At 65.7% G+C, this 14,321-nt stretch carries 13 protein-coding genes and 1 tRNA gene; 2 read left to right on the top strand and 12 right to left on the bottom strand.

Annotated elements, in window-relative coordinates:
- Positions 1 to 224: 224 nt before the first annotated feature.
- From queD to rsmB, 8 genes are all read right to left on the bottom strand, one after another.
- A complete protein-coding gene (queD, locus tag U5A57_RS00735; protein WP_321907800.1) occupies positions 225 to 668 on the bottom strand; it encodes a 6-carboxytetrahydropterin synthase QueD in 444 nt (147 codons plus the stop codon).
- 31 nt (positions 669 to 699) lie between these two features.
- Positions 700 to 1,332 (bottom strand): 7-carboxy-7-deazaguanine synthase, encoded by a 633-nt coding sequence (gene queE, locus U5A57_RS00730; protein WP_321907317.1) that lies wholly within the window; start codon positions 1,330 to 1,332, stop codon positions 700 to 702.
- Between the two features lie 149 nt (positions 1,333 to 1,481).
- Positions 1,482 to 2,213: a 7-cyano-7-deazaguanine synthase QueC gene (gene queC / locus U5A57_RS00725; protein ID WP_321907315.1), complete on the bottom strand. Its 732-nt coding sequence runs from the start codon at positions 2,211 to 2,213 to the stop codon at positions 1,482 to 1,484.
- 269 nt (positions 2,214 to 2,482) lie between these two features.
- Positions 2,483 to 2,558 (bottom strand) — tRNA-Phe (locus U5A57_RS00720).
- Positions 2,559 to 2,645: 87 nt separating this feature from the next.
- A complete protein-coding gene (gene esaR, locus U5A57_RS00715; protein ID WP_321907313.1) occupies positions 2,646 to 3,350 on the bottom strand; it encodes a response regulator transcription factor EsaR in 705 nt (234 codons plus the stop codon).
- Complete coding sequence (locus U5A57_RS00710; RefSeq protein WP_321907312.1) at positions 3,351 to 5,792, bottom strand: PAS domain-containing sensor histidine kinase; 2,442 nt, start codon at positions 5,790 to 5,792, stop codon at positions 3,351 to 3,353.
- Positions 5,782 to 6,375 carry a DUF4390 domain-containing protein gene (locus tag U5A57_RS00705; RefSeq protein WP_321907311.1) on the bottom strand — a complete coding sequence of 198 codons (594 nt, stop codon included), beginning with the start codon at positions 6,373 to 6,375 and terminating at the stop codon, positions 5,782 to 5,784. Before U5A57_RS00705 ends, U5A57_RS00710 begins: the two co-directional genes overlap by 11 nt.
- Entirely contained in the window at positions 6,372 to 7,907 is a 1,536-nt protein-coding gene (gene rsmB / locus U5A57_RS00700) for a 16S rRNA (cytosine(967)-C(5))-methyltransferase RsmB (protein WP_321907309.1), read from the bottom strand. The genes U5A57_RS00705 and rsmB overlap by 4 nt, the downstream gene beginning before the upstream one ends.
- A 231-nt stretch (positions 7,908 to 8,138) precedes the next feature.
- On the opposite strand from rsmB, the gene U5A57_RS00695 reads away from it, so the two are divergent.
- The gene (locus U5A57_RS00695) at positions 8,139 to 9,335 is read left to right on the top strand and encodes a hypothetical protein (protein ID WP_321907307.1); all 1,197 of its coding nucleotides are present in this window, start codon (positions 8,139 to 8,141) and stop codon (positions 9,333 to 9,335) included.
- Positions 9,336 to 9,382: 47 nt separating this feature from the next.
- Here the strand turns inward: U5A57_RS00695 and htpX are convergent, their stop codons facing one another.
- The 4 genes from htpX to def all read right to left on the bottom strand — a co-directional run bounded on the left by htpX (position 9,383) and on the right by def (position 12,695).
- The gene (gene htpX / locus U5A57_RS00690; RefSeq protein WP_321907305.1) at positions 9,383 to 10,237 is read right to left on the bottom strand and encodes a zinc metalloprotease HtpX; all 855 of its coding nucleotides are present in this window, start codon (positions 10,235 to 10,237) and stop codon (positions 9,383 to 9,385) included.
- Positions 10,238 to 10,367: 130 nt separating this feature from the next.
- A complete protein-coding gene (locus tag U5A57_RS00685; RefSeq protein ID WP_321907303.1) occupies positions 10,368 to 11,018 on the bottom strand; it encodes a LysE family translocator in 651 nt (216 codons plus the stop codon).
- Between the two features lie 111 nt (positions 11,019 to 11,129).
- Positions 11,130 to 12,125, bottom strand: coding sequence for a methionyl-tRNA formyltransferase (gene fmt / locus U5A57_RS00680; protein ID WP_321907301.1), 996 nt, complete (start codon positions 12,123 to 12,125; stop codon positions 11,130 to 11,132).
- A 66-nt stretch (positions 12,126 to 12,191) separates the two neighbouring features.
- The gene (gene def, locus U5A57_RS00675) at positions 12,192 to 12,695 is read right to left on the bottom strand and encodes a peptide deformylase (protein ID WP_158756635.1); all 504 of its coding nucleotides are present in this window, start codon (positions 12,693 to 12,695) and stop codon (positions 12,192 to 12,194) included.
- Between the two features lie 284 nt (positions 12,696 to 12,979).
- On the opposite strand from def, the gene dprA reads away from it, so the two are divergent.
- Positions 12,980 to 14,218 carry a DNA-processing protein DprA gene (gene dprA, locus U5A57_RS00670; protein ID WP_321907299.1) on the top strand — a complete coding sequence of 413 codons (1,239 nt, stop codon included), beginning with the start codon at positions 12,980 to 12,982 and terminating at the stop codon, positions 14,216 to 14,218.
- The last annotated feature ends 103 nt before the right edge of the window (positions 14,219 to 14,321 follow it).

The raw sequence follows: 14,321 nt of genomic DNA, 5'->3' as shown, positions 1-14,321 counted from the left end.
GGGCGCGCGCGAGGCGCGGGCGGTGTGTCGCCCGGCAGCGCAGCAGCCGGCAGGTCTCGCTCCGTTATGTGTTTGTCGGGCCGCACGCGGGGATGCGCAGGCCTTGCGGCAATGATCATACCGCGACAAAAACTTGCCGGACGGCGCGGAAAACCCGCCTTGCGCGGGTCGTCGGAGCGAGGGTGAGACCGCCGGTGAGGCGGCTTAGGCGGAACTGGCGGGCGTCAGTTGCGCGTGACTTCGGCCCAGCAGTTCGGCGTCTCGTACAGGCGCAGCTTGTGCAGGCGCAGATTCACGCCGTAGTGCGCGTCGTACACGTTCGCAAGAATATTGAACGCGATGGCCGCGAGGTTCTCCACGGTCGGAATGCGGTCGATCACGACCGTCTTGTGGCCCGGCAGCGTTTCGAGAAAGCCGCGCACCTGCGTGTCGCCCGAAAAAACGAGGAACGCGTGATCCCACAGATCGACGAGATGCTGGTTCGCGAGCGACTTCACGTCGGCGAAGTCCATCACCATGCCGCGGTCGGGCGCGCCTTCGGTTTCGACGAGGTCGCCTTCCAGCGTGATTTCGAGCACGTAACGATGGCCGTGCAGGTTACGGCACTGGCTGCGGTGGTCGGGGATGCGGTGGCCCGCGTCGAATTCGAGTTTTCGGGTGATCGTCAGCACGGCGCTTCTTCAGAAAAATTCGCGTGAATCAGGGAATGTTCAGGTATTTGTGGGTCTGCATCGACAGGCGCCACTGCGGATGGCGCTTGCACCAGTCGATAGCGAGCTTCGTGTTCAGGTCGCGCGACGGGCCGTCCATGGGCTGCACGAGAAAATACTCGAAATCGAGCTTCGCGTACTCGGCGAGGCGCTGGTTTTCCTGCGGCACGACGACCTTCAGCTCGTTGCCCTTCGTGACGACGAGCGGCGCGTCGGCCTTCGGGCTCACGCAGATCCAGTCGATGGTGTCGAGCACCGGCAGCGAGCCGTTCGTTTCGATCGCGATCTCGAAGCCGGCCGCGTGCAGCGCGTCGACGAACGGCGGGTCGATCTGCAGCATGGGCTCGCCGCCCGTGCAGACCACGAAGCGGTTGCCTTCACCTTCAGGCCACAGCGATGCGATCTTCGCGACGAGTTCTTCAGGCGTGCGGAATTTGCCGCCGTTCTCGCCATCGGTGCCGACGAAGTCGGTGTCGCAGAAGCGGCAAACGGCTTCCTCGCGATCCTCCTCGCGGCCCGACCAGAGATTGCAGCCGGCGAACCGGCAGAACACGGCCGGACGCCCGGCGTTCGCGCCCTCGCCCTGCAACGTGTAGAAAATTTCCTTTACCGCGTAAGTCATGGTGCAGCCTGGTTCTGGCTCATGCGCGCAGCGCGCGTACAAAGCCGGTTGGTCTCGGGCGCGTGTTCAACGTGCTGGCAGGGTGCGCCGCCCGTGCGCGGCCCTGAGCATTTTCACTGCGAAAGTCGTGCGCGGCCCGAGCCCTACGCTCAGACCGGTGCTTCCGTCACGTTCTCGCCAGCGAGATACGCTTCATACCCGCGCTTGCGCAGCTTGCACGCCGGGCACTCGCCGCAGCCGAAGCCCCATGGGTGAAGCTCGGCGCGCTCGCCCACGTAGCAGGTGTGCGTTTCCACGCGCACCATGTCCACCAGCGCTTCGCCACCCAGCTTTTCGGCGAGCCGCCACGTGTCGGCCTTGTCGAGCCACATGAGCGGTGTTTCCAGCACGAAACGCGTGTCCATGCCGAGATTGAGCGTCACTTGCAGCGCCTTCATGGTGTCGTCGCGGCAGTCGGGATAGCCCGAGAAGTCGGTCTCGCACATCCCGCCCACGAGCACCTTGAGCCCGCGACGATACGCGATCGCCCCGGCGATCTGCATGAACATCAGGTTGCGGCCCGGCACAAAGGTGTTCGGCAAGCCGCTCGCCGCCGTTTCGATCTCGATCTCGCGCGTCATGGCCGTGTCGCTGATCGAGCCGAGCACCGAAAGATCGATCATGTGATCGTCGCCGAGACGCTTGCCCCACTCGGGGAACGTGCTGGCGATCGCCGCGCGAAAGCCTTCGCGGCACTCCAGTTCGACGCGATGACGCTGGCCATAATCGAAGCCGAGCGTCTCGACGCTCTCGTAGCGGTCGAGCGCCCATGCGAGGCACGTGGCCGAATCCTGGCCGCCGGAAAACAGTACGAGCGCGCCCTTGGCTTCAGTTCGAGTCACCGTGAAACTCCGTGTATGAGGTTTCCGCGCGAATGCTTTCGTTGCTTGCCAGCGCTGCTTGCCTGCGTTGCTCGATGCGTCCGGGCGGACCGGCAGGGACAACCCCGCGCCGGCTCATGCAGTATAGGCCGGGGTCCCAGCACGGGCATTGGCGCACCCTTATACCCTGGATACCGTCGACGTCGGGAATTCGAACCGCAAGACAATGAACCCAACGCGCGCACAACGAAAAAGCCCCAGGAATCGAACGATCTCCTGGGGCTGCATTCTGGTGGCCTGGGACGGAATCGAACCATCGACACGCGGATTTTCAATCCGCTGCTCTACCAACTGAGCTACCGGGCCAACGAAGAAAGAAGAGTATAGCGACCTATTCCGCGTTTGCCAAGTGCTTTCGCGAAATTCGTTAGCCGGGCCACGCCGCTCGGGCCCTCACTCGCCCTTGCTCTTGCCGAGATCCACGCCGAGCTGCTTGAGCTTGCGATACAGGTGCGTGCGCTCAAGCCCCGTTTTTTCGGCCACACGCGTCATGCTGCCGTTCTCGCGCGCGAGGTGGTACTCGAAGTACGCGCGCTCGAACGCGTCGCGCGCGTCGCGCAGCGGAATGTCGAACGAGATCGAAGCCGTTTGCGTGGCCGTGGCGCCCGCCTGCATGCCATGCACGCCGTCGGCGCCCAGCACCGGCAATGCCGCCGCCGATGCCACGACCGCCGGGCCGCCCGCCGCCGATTTCCCCGCTGCCGCCGCCGTGGCCGGCGCGACCGGCGCCGCCGTGCCGCGCGCGAGCCCCTGCTCGACCGCCTTCAACAGCTTTTGCAGCGCGATCGGCTTTTCGAGGAAGTTGAGCGCGCCGATTTTCGTCGCCTCGACCGCCGTGTCGATCGTCGCGTGCCCCGACATCATGATGACCGGCATCGTGAGATGCCCCTGCGCGGCCCATTCCTTGAGCAGCGTCACGCCGTCGGTGTCCGGCATCCAGATATCGAGCAGCACGAGGTCCGGCACCTGGCGCTGCCGGAAGTCGCGCGCCTGCTGCGCATCTTCCGCAAGCTCCACGACGTGCCCTTCGTCGCTGAGGATCTCCGAGAGCAATTCCCGGATGCCCATTTCATCATCTACCACCAGGATGGTTGCCATTTACGCTGCCCTTGTCTGCACTGTTGCTTTTGATCCCTGCTCCGCGTCGGCACGCGCCTGCCCCGCCACGGCTCGGCCGGGTCCTGGCGTGGCGGCATCCGGGGGGATGTCGTCTGCCAACTGGAGAAAGAGAATCGAGATCTGCGCGCCTTCGATCACATCGCCCGCTTTCATTCGATTGCGGATGTCGATGCGCGCGCCGTGCTCGTCGACGATCTTCTTGACCATCGCAAGCCCGAGTCCTGTTCCTTTGGCCTTGGTCGTCACATAGGGTTCGAACGCGCGCGTGAGGATGCGCGCCGGGAAGCCCGGGCCGTTGTCCGAAACCGTGAGACGCACCGCCACGTGCGTGCGGCCTTGCGCGTCGGGGTCTCCGTATTCTACGGCGCGGGTCTCGAGCGTCACGTGAGGATTCTGCGTGTCGGCCACGGCGTCCTGCGCGTTTTGCAGCAGGTTGTGGATCACCTGGCGCAACTGCGTGGCGTCGCCCCGTATGACCGGCAAGTCGGAGAGCTCGACCTTGATCGCGCTCTTGCCTTCTCCCGCACCGTAGAGCGTGAGCACTTCGCTCACGAGTTCATTGAGCTGCAGGTTCGCGAGCACCGCAGGCGGCGTGCGCGCGTAATCGCGGAAGTTGTCGACCATCTGCTTCATCGCCGCGACCTGATTGACGATGGTGGTCGCGCCGCGCTTGAGCACTTCGGCGTCGGTTGGCGCGAGCTTGTCGGAGAGCTTCATCTGCAGGCGTTCGGCCGAGAGCTGGATCGGCGTGAGCGGATTCTTGATCTCGTGCGCAAGACGCCGCGCGACTTCGCCCCACGCCACCGAGCGCTGCGCCGAGATCACGTCGGAGATGTCGTCGAACACCACGACGTAGCCCGAGGTTTGCATGTCGCCGGCGTCGCGGCCCGTATCGGACACGAGGCGCGCGCCGCGCACGAGCAGCGTGAGCGGATCGGTCTCGCCCGGAATCGGCACGGAGAACTGCTGCTGCCAGTGCCCGCGATCTTGATCGTCGCCTTCGCGGTCCGTGCGTGAAGCTTCCTGGTCGGCGAAGGCCTTGCGCACCATTGCGCCGAACTCGGTGAGCGCGCCGATATGGTCGAGCGCGACGCCGAGCTGCGTCTGGAACGGCTGACGGAAGATGCGCTCCGCGCCGGGATTCGCCGTCGTGAGGCGGAACTGCCGGTCGAACACGAACACGCCCGCCGTGAGGTTCGCGAGAATGCTCTCGAGATACGCCTTCGAATGCTCGAGCGCGACGCGGTTCTTCTCCACGGCCTGGCGCGCTTCGGAAAGCTGGCGCGTCATCGCGTTGAACGACTGGGTGAGAAAGCCCAGTTCGTCGCGCGACTTGATCTCGCGTTTCGGTGTGTAGTCGCCCTCGGTCACTTCCTTCGTGCCCTGCGCGAGCAGGAAGAGCGGTCTCGCAAGCTGGTTGCCGAGCGCGAGCGCCAGCATCATCGCGACGAACGTGGCGAGAAAGAGCGCCAGCGTGAGCGTGCCGATATACATCTTGCGCAGGCCGGTGCGGCCGAGCGCCTTCTCCTGATATTCGCGATACGCGCGCTGCACGGCGTCGGCGTTACGCGCGAGCGCGGCCGGCACCGGCTGCTCCAGTTGCAGGAAGCGCTCGACCGGCTGCAGATCCGTTGTGTTCGCATCGGGAATGCGCGTGACCACGCGCAAGCGCAGCGCGCCTTTCGAGCCAAGCTGATGCGGGTCACCGTCCACTTCGCCTTCGATCGCCGCATAGCCGCGCCCACGCGCCTGATCGATCATGAGCGAGGTGGGCATATCGGCGGGCATGAGCGACGAGAAGTTGCTCGACGCCTGCGCCACCACGTGCATTTCCGGCGCGGCGCCCGACATGCTGCGCACCGGCTCGACGATCATCGCGTCCTGCACGCCGAACTGGTCGCGCGCGCGCAGCAGCGTGAGCGTCGTGCCCGCGGCGTCGCCGCTCGCGATCTGCTCGGCCATCAGACGGCCCTTGGTTTGCAGATCGGACAGCGAGGCGTCGAGCATGCCGCGCCCGAGATTCAGGCCTGCCGTGAGCGCGGTTTCCACGTTCACGTCGAACCAGGACTCGATCGAGCGCGAGACGAACTGATACGAAACGATATAGATGATGCCGCCCGGCACCACGCCCACGAGCGCGAAGAAGAACGCGAGCTTGGCCAGCAGGCGCGTGCCGAACTTGCCGCGCCTCAAGCGCACGACGATCACGATCATCAGCGCCGTGACCACCGACAGGAAGATCAGCGCGACGACGATATTGGCCGCGTAGAGCCAGCCGTAGTAGCGGTCGAAGAACTCGGTGTTCGCGCTCGCCGCGGCGAGCAGGACGAGCAGCAGCGTCGCGGTGAACGCGACGGTGGAAACGAGCAGCTTGACGACGACGCTGCTGAAGCTGGTGGCGCGGCGCACTTTATTTAGCACGTTCGGTCACCGTGAAGTTAAAGCGCTTCCAGTCGGAAGCGAGGTTCCAGTCGCGGTTGTTCACGGCGTCGATCTGGAACGGCTTGGGCATCAGCGCGACGTCGAGCTGCATGCGCACCGAGGCCGTGTACGTTTCGCCGGCATGCACGTCTTTGGGGTCGATCACGTGCCACGAAGTGACGTGCTTGATGACCGCGAGCGCTTCCGCGAGCGACGAGAAGCCGAGCTGCAGGCCGCCGCTCGAGACGCGGTACTCGCGCGTGAGCGGCTGGAACGACAGGCGAATGCTTTGCGAAACGCTCACCGGCTGTTCGTCGAACCAGTACCAGCGCGCGCGCGTGAGCTCGAAGTCGGTGGTGAAGTAGAGCGGAATGCCCTTGTTGACCGCGTCTTCCAGGCTGCTGTTGAGGTCGAAGTCGAAGCGGGCGTCGAGGCTCCAGCCGTTGCTGTCGGCCTGGAGCGACGCGCGCTGCACCGCGATCGAGTCGGCACGCGCCGGCGTTGCGGCCACGAAGCCAACGACGGCGAGCACCAGCCAGATCAGGGCCGCGAACCGCAGCGGGAAGAAGCGTTTGATGGTCACCGTTTCTGAAAGCGCGCGTAGAAGAATCCGTCGTGATCTGCGGTGCGATCGGGAGCGGGGCAGCCGGTTGCCGTCACTTCGGCCTTTGCATCGGCATCGTGCCGTGCCTCTTTGGCTGCGCCGCGTCCCGGCCCCCGGGCCGGCGCGCCGAGCGCCTCGGGCAGCAGTTGCCCCAGGGCGTCCAATCGTACCGCATCCGCATGGGTGCTTTCAAACCAGCGCGCCTGCGCTTCGCCTTCCTCGGGGAAGATCGAGCAGGTCACGTAGAGCAGCTCGCCGCCCGGCTTCACGAGCGGCCACAGCGCATCGACGATGCGGCGCTGCTCGGCGGCCAGCGCCGCGATGTCGCTCTCGCGGCGCAGCCAGCGGATGTCCGGATGGCGGCGCACGATGCCAGAGGCCGAGCACGGCACGTCGGCGAGAATGCGATCGAACCGCTCGCCGTCGTGCCACGCGGCGGGATTGCCCGCGTCGCCGACCACGATCCTTGCGTGGCGCGCCGGATGTGCGGGATCGTCTTGCGCGAAGCCAAGGCGCGCGAAGTTCTCGCCGATACGCGCGGCGCGTGTGGCATCGCTCTCCAGCGCGATCAGATCGATGTCGGCGAGTTCGAGCAGATGACCGCTCTTGCCGCCGGGCGCCGCGCACGCGTCGAGCACGCGCATGCCGTCGCGCACGCCGAGAATTTGCGCGGCCACCTGTGCGCCGGCGTCCTGCACGGACACGTCGCCCGCCATGAAGCCGGGAATGCGATCCACCGGCAGCGGCGCGGCGAGACGCACGGCGTGCTCGCCGATCTGCGTGGCGGCGATGTTTTCGGCGGCGAGCCGCTGGACGTATTCGGCGGCGCTCGAGCGGCGCGCGTTCACGCGCAGCGTGAGCGGGCCTTGCGTGTTGCCAGCGGTGAGAATTGCCTGCCACTGCGTGGGCCACGCGGCGCGGACCGCGTCGATCCACCAGCGCGGATAGTTCCACTGCACGGTTTCATCGGCCTGAGCGGCGGCCAGCGCCGTGTCGCGCTCGCGCAGAAAGCCGCGCAGCACTGCATTGACGAGCCCCTTCGCGAAGGCGATCTCGCGGCGCGCGCCCACGGCGCGCACGGCCTGATCGACGACCGTAAACGGCGTGTAGGCGGCGCTCGCTTCGTCTTCCACGAGCAACGCCAGCGAGCAGGCGAGCAGATTCGCAACGTGCGGCGCGGGCGCCTTGCTCACGCGCTGCCGGATCAGCCAGTCGACCGTGCCCAGGCGCCGCATCGTGCGATACGCGACGTCCTGCACGGCGCCGCGAGCCTGTGGCGAGAAGTCGGCGGGCAAGGCGGCGAAGGCGCTCGCGAGCGCGGCGGGCAGCGCCGCACCGGCGCGCACCGCGCCGACCGCGTGCGCAGCCTGGTCGAGCGCGAAGCCGAGCGAATCGGGGGCCAGGTGCACAGCGTGGCTGCGTGCCGGCGCCGCGCCCTGGCGCGCAGACGATGCGGAACTCTTTTTGCCGTGAGACGGCTTGCTGGGTCGCCGGGATGGGCTGGCTGTCATGAAGAAACCGGATGCGGGCCGCGGTGAATCGCGGCGTCAATGATGCACAAGCGAGCCATTGTAGCGTGGCGAGCGCGCAACACTGCCTGCCCTGTTCGATTCGGGTTGGGCGCACCGCGCGCGCAGGGCGGCGGCGATGAATTCGTCTGGATACATATTGGCGGATGCCGACTAATGGCCCGCCGCATGATGGCGACAGAAAACGCCTCCTTAAGCTTCGTCGCGGCCATCATGAAACCACTCGGGAAGAAACACGACCTCGCGTTCCTGGCCTTCGTTGCGCTCTTTTCCGTGTACCAGCAGGGGCGGGGAAAGCTGTTCGCGCCTTTCTGGGACTACAAGGTGTACGCGTACGCGCTGGACCAGTTCAAGCGCGGCGCAAATCCGTATATCCCGCACGGATTTCCGTTCGTGTATCCGCCCATCTTCCTGAACCTCTTCTCGCGCATTCCGTTTCACTGGCTCTATCTGGCGTTCGTTTTGGCGTCGCTGATCTGTCTCGCCTGGAGCGTCAGGCATGCGGATTTCGTCGTCGCGGGTGCGCTGGGTTTTCTGACCGGCGGCGCGGGTGTGGGAGGCATGCTGACAGGAAACTTCGCGATCTTCGGTCACTTGCTGATCATTGCGCTTTTTTATTCGGCTTCCGGGGACGCACCGCCGCGTAGTTCGCAGCACGCCTCGCAGCCGAGCGTTAGCGCGACAGCGAAGTATTGCGCGCTGGCGTTTTTCATCGCCCTTTTCGCCTCCATCAAGATCTACTTCCTCACGTACGCCCTCGTGTTCTTTTTTATCCCCAAAGGCATGCGGTATTTCTTCGCCGTGCCTTTGTGTGTTGCGCTCGCAACCATCGCGCAGCTCGTGCTGGAACCGCGTCTGTGGACCGACTTCGAAACCCTGCTGCGCTGGCAGATGCTCGCCCAGAACGATTCCGGGCTCGTGCTGTTCGGGATACTCGAACAGCACGTCCGCACGCTGTCGACGCTGGAGGACGTGCTGTTCTACGAAGGGGTTGTCGTCGCGCTATTCGCGTATGCGGTCAACCCGTTGCGCGGGCGGCGACTCATGGTTCTCGAAAACGCCAACCTACCTGGCCGGCTGTTCTATGCCCTCGCATTCTGTCTCGCGCTGAATCCAAGAATGAAGGAATACGACATCGCGCCGTTTTTCGCGTGCTGCTACGTTTCGCTATTCCAGAGCAGCACCCGCGATAACCGGATGGATCGCGTGTTCTTCTATGCCGTACCGTTGGCGTTCATCGCCGCGTGGGTCGTCGTCAAGTTTGGACACGTGTACTACGCGCTCGATGTGTCCTGGTTCGTTGGCGTCTACTTCGTGTTCTTCGTGGTTTCCTTGCGTCAACGGACACTGCGGGTTTCGGCTCGAACAGAGATGCGACACGTAGACGGCGACGCCGCGGCGACGGGCTGAATAAAAAAACGCCTCCGAAGAGGCGTTTTTTGTGACTGCCTGGCGCACTAGCGTCTGCCGCCCGCGGCCATCTCCATCAACCGGCGAATGCGCTCTTCCGTGGACGGGTGCGTGCTGAAGAGGTTCTGCAAGCCGCCGCCCGAAAGCGGATTCATGATCATCATCTGCGCCGTGGCCGGATGCTGTTCGGCCGCCGGGAACGGAATGCCCTGCGCATAGCGATGGATCTTGTCGAGCGCCGAGGCGAGCGCCTGCGGATCGCCGGAAATCTCGGCGCCGCCACGGTCCGCTTCGAACTCGCGCGCACGCGAAATCGCCATCTGGATCAGCGCGCCCGCGATCGGCGCGAGCAGCGCCACCGCTATGCTCGCGATGGGGTTCGCCGGACGACCGTTTTCGTCGCGCCCGCCGAAGATCATCGCAAAGTTGGCGAGCGCCGAGATCGCGCCGGCCATGGTGGCCGAGATCGTAGAGATCAGAATGTCGCGGTGCTTCACGTGCGCCAGTTCGTGCGCCATGACGCCGCGCATTTCGCGCTCGGACAGCACGCGCAGGATACCCGTGGTTGCCGCGACCGCCGCGTGCTCGGGGTTGCGGCCGGTAGCGAAGGCGTTGGGCGCGTCTTCGTTGATGAGGTAGACGCGCGGCATCGGCAAGCCCGCACGCGTGGCCAGATCGCGGACCATGCGATAGAACTGCGGCGCCGTGGTCTCGTCGACTTCCTGCGCGTTGTACATGCGCAGGACCATCTTGTCCGAATACCAGTACGAGAAGAAGTTCATGGCGAGCGCGAAGAACAGCGCCAGCATCATCCCGCGATGCCCGCCGATCAGCCCGCCAATCACGATGAAAAGGGCCGTAATCGCGGCCATCAACATCGCGGTTTTGACCCAGTTGAACATGTGCTGTGCTCCTTCACCCACCAGGGGATCCAATCGATCGTTGAACGCCCGCCGCCAGCCAGTCAGCCATATGCGGGCGAGCGCATTGTAAGCGATTTGTTAGATATGGGCAGATGCGAAAAATTCAATCTCAGCGCGTGGCCGTCGCGAGCTTCAGGCCCAGGCCGACAAACGCCGAGCCGACTGTACGGTCGAGCCACTTCTTCACGCCAGCCTTGCCCGAAAAACGCCGCGTAACACTGCCCGCCACCCACGCGACGAAGCCGTTCCAGACCGTGCTCATCAGCACGAACACGGCACCGAGCGTCAGGAAAGCGAGCGCCTTGTGCTCAGTTCCCGTCGTGACGAACTGCGGGAAGAACGAAACGAAGAACAGCACCACCTTCGGGTTGAGCACGTTGGTGCAGAAACCCGAAATGAAGAGCTGGCGCAGCGGCCGCGCGGCAGCGGCAGGCGGCGTGGCTTGCGCGGCGCCTTCGGCCGGCTTGGCGTCGTGCTTCGTGAGGACGAGCCGCACGCCCAGATACACGAGATAGATCGCGCCGACGATCTTGATGACCGTGAACGCCGTGGCCGATGCTGCCAGCAGCGCCGTCAAACCGAACGCACAGGCGAGCGTGTGCACGCAGCAGCCTGCCGAGATACCCAGTGCGGAAACCAGGCCCGCGCCGCGGCCCTGCGCCACGCTGCGGCCGACGATATAGGCCGTATCGGGGCCCGGCGTCACGTTCAGGAGAAACACGGCGACGAGGAAAAAACCGAAATGGGTGATGCCAGGCATGACAACCTCAAAATCGAAACACGCGCTTCAAACGCCATTGATTCTAGCGCGCTGGTCACCGCGCGGCGTTTGCCCTGAAGACCATTTTCCGGCGCTGGCGCGAGCGCGGATTCAGGCCGCAGGGGCCTCGGGCAACTGGAAACGCTGGCCCGCCACGAGCGGCATGCCGGCCAGGAATTCGCGCGCGGGCAGGCGCTTGCCGCCCGGCTTTTGCAGCTGCGTGAGGCGCAGCGCGCCCTCGCCGCACGCCACCACCACGCCCGCCGGGCTCACATCGAGAATCTCGCCCGGCTCGGCGCTCGCGCTGGCCAAACGCTCCACAGGCTCGCCGGCCCACAGCTTCAGTTGCGCGCCGTCCAGCGTGCCGGCGCCGCCCGGGAACGGATCGAACGCACGAATCTGGCGCGCGAGCGCCACGGCCGGCCGGCGCCAGTCGAGTGCCGCCTCCTGCTTGCCGATCTTTTCGGCGTAGGTCGCGCCCTCAGCCGGCTGCGGCGTGTTGGACAGCGCGCCGTCGCGCTCGAGTGCGACGAGCCCATCCACGATCAGCTTCGCGCCGAGTTGCGCCAGGCGGTCGTGCAGCGTCGCCGTGGTGTCGCCCGGCGCGATTGGCGTGCGCACCTCGGAGATCATCGGGCCGGTGTCGAGGCCCGCGTCCATCTGCATGAGCGTGATGCCGGTCTCGTCGTCGCCGGCTTCGATCGCGCGGTGAATCGGCGCGGCGCCGCGCCAGCGCGGCAGGATAGACCCATGAATGTTGATGCAGCCGCGCGGCGGGATGTCCAGCACTTCCTGCGGCAGCAGCAGCCCGTAGGCTGCGACCACCATCACGTCGTGCGGCGTGGCGCGCAGCAGATCCAGCGCCGCGGCCGCTTCCTCCGGATACTTGCCCGTGCGGCGCAGCGACGGCGGCTGGGCAACGGCGATGCCGTGCTCCTGCGCGTAGCGCTTGACCGGGCTTGCCTGGAGCTTCATGCCACGGCCCGCGGGACGGTCCGGCTGGGTGAGGACGAGCGGCACGGCAAAGCCCGCTTCGTGAATCGCAGCGAGCGCCGCGGCGGCGAATTCCGGCGTGCCGGCGAAGATAACGCGAAGGGTGTGGCTCATGGGCGCTCGGTGCGTGGCTGGTTGATGAAGAAAGAGACGGCGCGACGTAACGCGATCAAATCGCGATTACATCGCGCGTTCGAGCTTCTTCATCTTGCTGCGGATGCGCGTTTGCTTGAGCGAAGAAAGGTATTCGACGAACACCTTGCCCATCAGGTGATCCATTTCGTGCTGGATGCAGACCGCGAGCAGCCCTTCGCAGTCCACCTCGTACGTCTCGCCCTTTTCGTTCATCGCGCGCACGCGCACCTTTTCCGCGCGCTCGACTTCGTCGTAGATGCCCGGCACGGAAAGACAGCCTTCCTCATGCACTTCACGCTCCGCGCTCGACCAGATGATTTCCGGGTTGATGAATACGCGCAGCTCGTCGTGCGCGTCGGAAACGTCGATCACCACGACGCGCTCGTGCACGTCGACCTGGGTGGCCGCGAGGCCGACGCCCGGCGCGGCGTACATGGTTTCGGCCATGTCGGCGACCAGTTTGCGGATGCGGTCGTTGACCACCTCGACCGGCTTCGCGACCTTGTGCAGACGCTTGTCCGGGTAATGAAGAATGTTCAGTAGAGCCATGATTTAACGGGTTTCTCGTTGGGCGCCTGAAAAAGCCAGGAACAGGGAACGATGCGCGGCCTGGCTATTCGGCCAGCTTGCGGGTCCCATGCCGGATACGGAGGATATGCACACATATTCGGACGAAACGGCCGCAATTCAACGTTGAACGCGCGCTCGCCCGTGCGAGTGCGCCGCGCCAGAAGGCGTGCGCGCAGTGCCACGGGTAAAGACGCCACGGTGTATTTCGGATGGTGAAAATTTTATCACGAGGTGCGGCAAACCGTCCGCGCCCGGGGAACGCAATGCCGACGACCTTGCCGCTGTCTCCCGAGGAACTGGCCGCCTGGCTGCGCCTCGCCCTCGCGCCTGGCCTGAGGCCCGCTGCGCTGCGTGCGCTGCTCGGCGCGTTCGGCCTGCCTCAAAACGTGCTGGCTCAACCGTTCGTCGCACTCGCCGCGGTGGCTGGAGCACAAGCCGCGCACGCTGCACTGGCCGGGCCCCGCCCGGATTTCACAGCACAGCTAGAAGCGTTGCAGGCCTGGTGCGCGGCACCCGGCAACGCGCTCGTCACACTCGCCGATCCGGCCTATCCGCCACGCCTGCTCGACATGCCCGATCCACCGCCGCTGCTCTACGCAAAGGGCCGGCTCGAGCTGCTTCACGCGCGCGCAGTAGCCGTGGTGGGCAGCCGCAGCGCCACGCCGCAGGCCATCGACGACGCAGCGCGCTTCGCGCGCACACTCGCCGCGGCGGGTCTCACGGTCGTCTCGGGGCTCGCGCTCGGCGTGGACGGCGCCGCGCATCGCGGCGCGCTCCACGAGCATGGCGGCACCGTCGCCGTGATCGGCACAGGCGCTGATCTCGTCTACCCCCCGGCCCATCATCCGCTCGCCACGGAGATCGCCTCGCACGGCGCGCTCGTCTCCGAATGGCCGCTCGGCACTCCGGCGCGTTCCGCGAACTTTCCGCAGCGCAATCGCGTGATTGCCGCGCTCGTGGAGGGCGTAGTGGTGATCGAGGCCGCGCAACGTTCGGGCTCGCTCATCACGGCAAGGCTCGCCAACGAGATGGGGCGCGACGTATTCGCGCTGCCCGGCTCGATCCACGCGCCGCTCACGCGCGGCTGCCACGGGCTCATCAAGCAGGGCGCTCAGCTGGTCGAATCGCCCGAGGAAGTGCTCGATGCGCTGAACATCGGGCAACCCTCTGGTGCCGGGCGCGCGCTCGCGTCACGGCGTGAGCCGCACCGCCAGAAAGTCTCGGTTCCGTTCGATCGCACACGGCGCGACACGGGTGAGACGCTACCGCAGCCGCTCGAACGTCCGCGCGCGGAAGCACGAAAACCACCCGCCAGCTTGGGGGCCGAGGCCCGGCGCCTGCTCCACGCGCTCGGACACGCGCCAGCCACGGTTGAAATCCTTGCCCAACGCACCGACATGGCTGAAGCGGTGCTGCAAGGCACGCTGCTGCAACTCGAACTCGCGGGGCACCTCGACGCCCTGCCCGGCGGCTGGTTCGTGCGGGCCAGTCGCGAGAACTGAGCCGGCTCATGCTGTGGATTGAGGGAGCATCACCGCCCGCGCGCCGCCGTGATACATTCGCGCCAAATACCCCGCTCTATATATAAGAGAACGCAAGGAACGA

The sequence above is a fragment of the Paraburkholderia sp. J11-2 genome, assembly GCF_905220185.1.
Taxonomy (GTDB): Bacteria; Pseudomonadota; Gammaproteobacteria; order Burkholderiales; family Burkholderiaceae; genus Paraburkholderia.
Note: the sequence above shows the minus strand (reverse complement) of the source record. Positions and strands in the feature narration are given on the sequence as shown.

Bases quoted from the DNA above. Each gene is read 5' to 3' on its own strand.
- queE (WP_321907317.1), bottom strand. From the start codon at position 1,332: ATGACTTACGCGGTAAAGGAAATTTTCTACACGTTGCAGGGCGAGGGC.
- esaR (WP_321907313.1), bottom strand. From the start codon at position 3,350: ATGGCAACCATCCTGGTGGTAGATGATGAAATGGGCATCCGGGAATTG.
- rsmB (WP_321907309.1), bottom strand. From the start codon at position 7,907: ATGACAGCCAGCCCATCCCGGCGACCCAGCAAGCCGTCTCACGGCAAA.
- U5A57_RS00695 (WP_321907307.1), top strand. From the start codon at position 8,139: ATGAAACCACTCGGGAAGAAACACGACCTCGCGTTCCTGGCCTTCGTT.
- htpX (WP_321907305.1), bottom strand. From the start codon at position 10,237: ATGTTCAACTGGGTCAAAACCGCGATGTTGATGGCCGCGATTACGGCC.
- U5A57_RS00685 (WP_321907303.1), bottom strand. From the start codon at position 11,018: ATGCCTGGCATCACCCATTTCGGTTTTTTCCTCGTCGCCGTGTTTCTC.
- fmt (WP_321907301.1), bottom strand. From the start codon at position 12,125: ATGAGCCACACCCTTCGCGTTATCTTCGCCGGCACGCCGGAATTCGCC.
- def (WP_158756635.1), bottom strand. From the start codon at position 12,695: ATGGCTCTACTGAACATTCTTCATTACCCGGACAAGCGTCTGCACAAG.
- dprA (WP_321907299.1), top strand. From the start codon at position 12,980: ATGCCGACGACCTTGCCGCTGTCTCCCGAGGAACTGGCCGCCTGGCTG.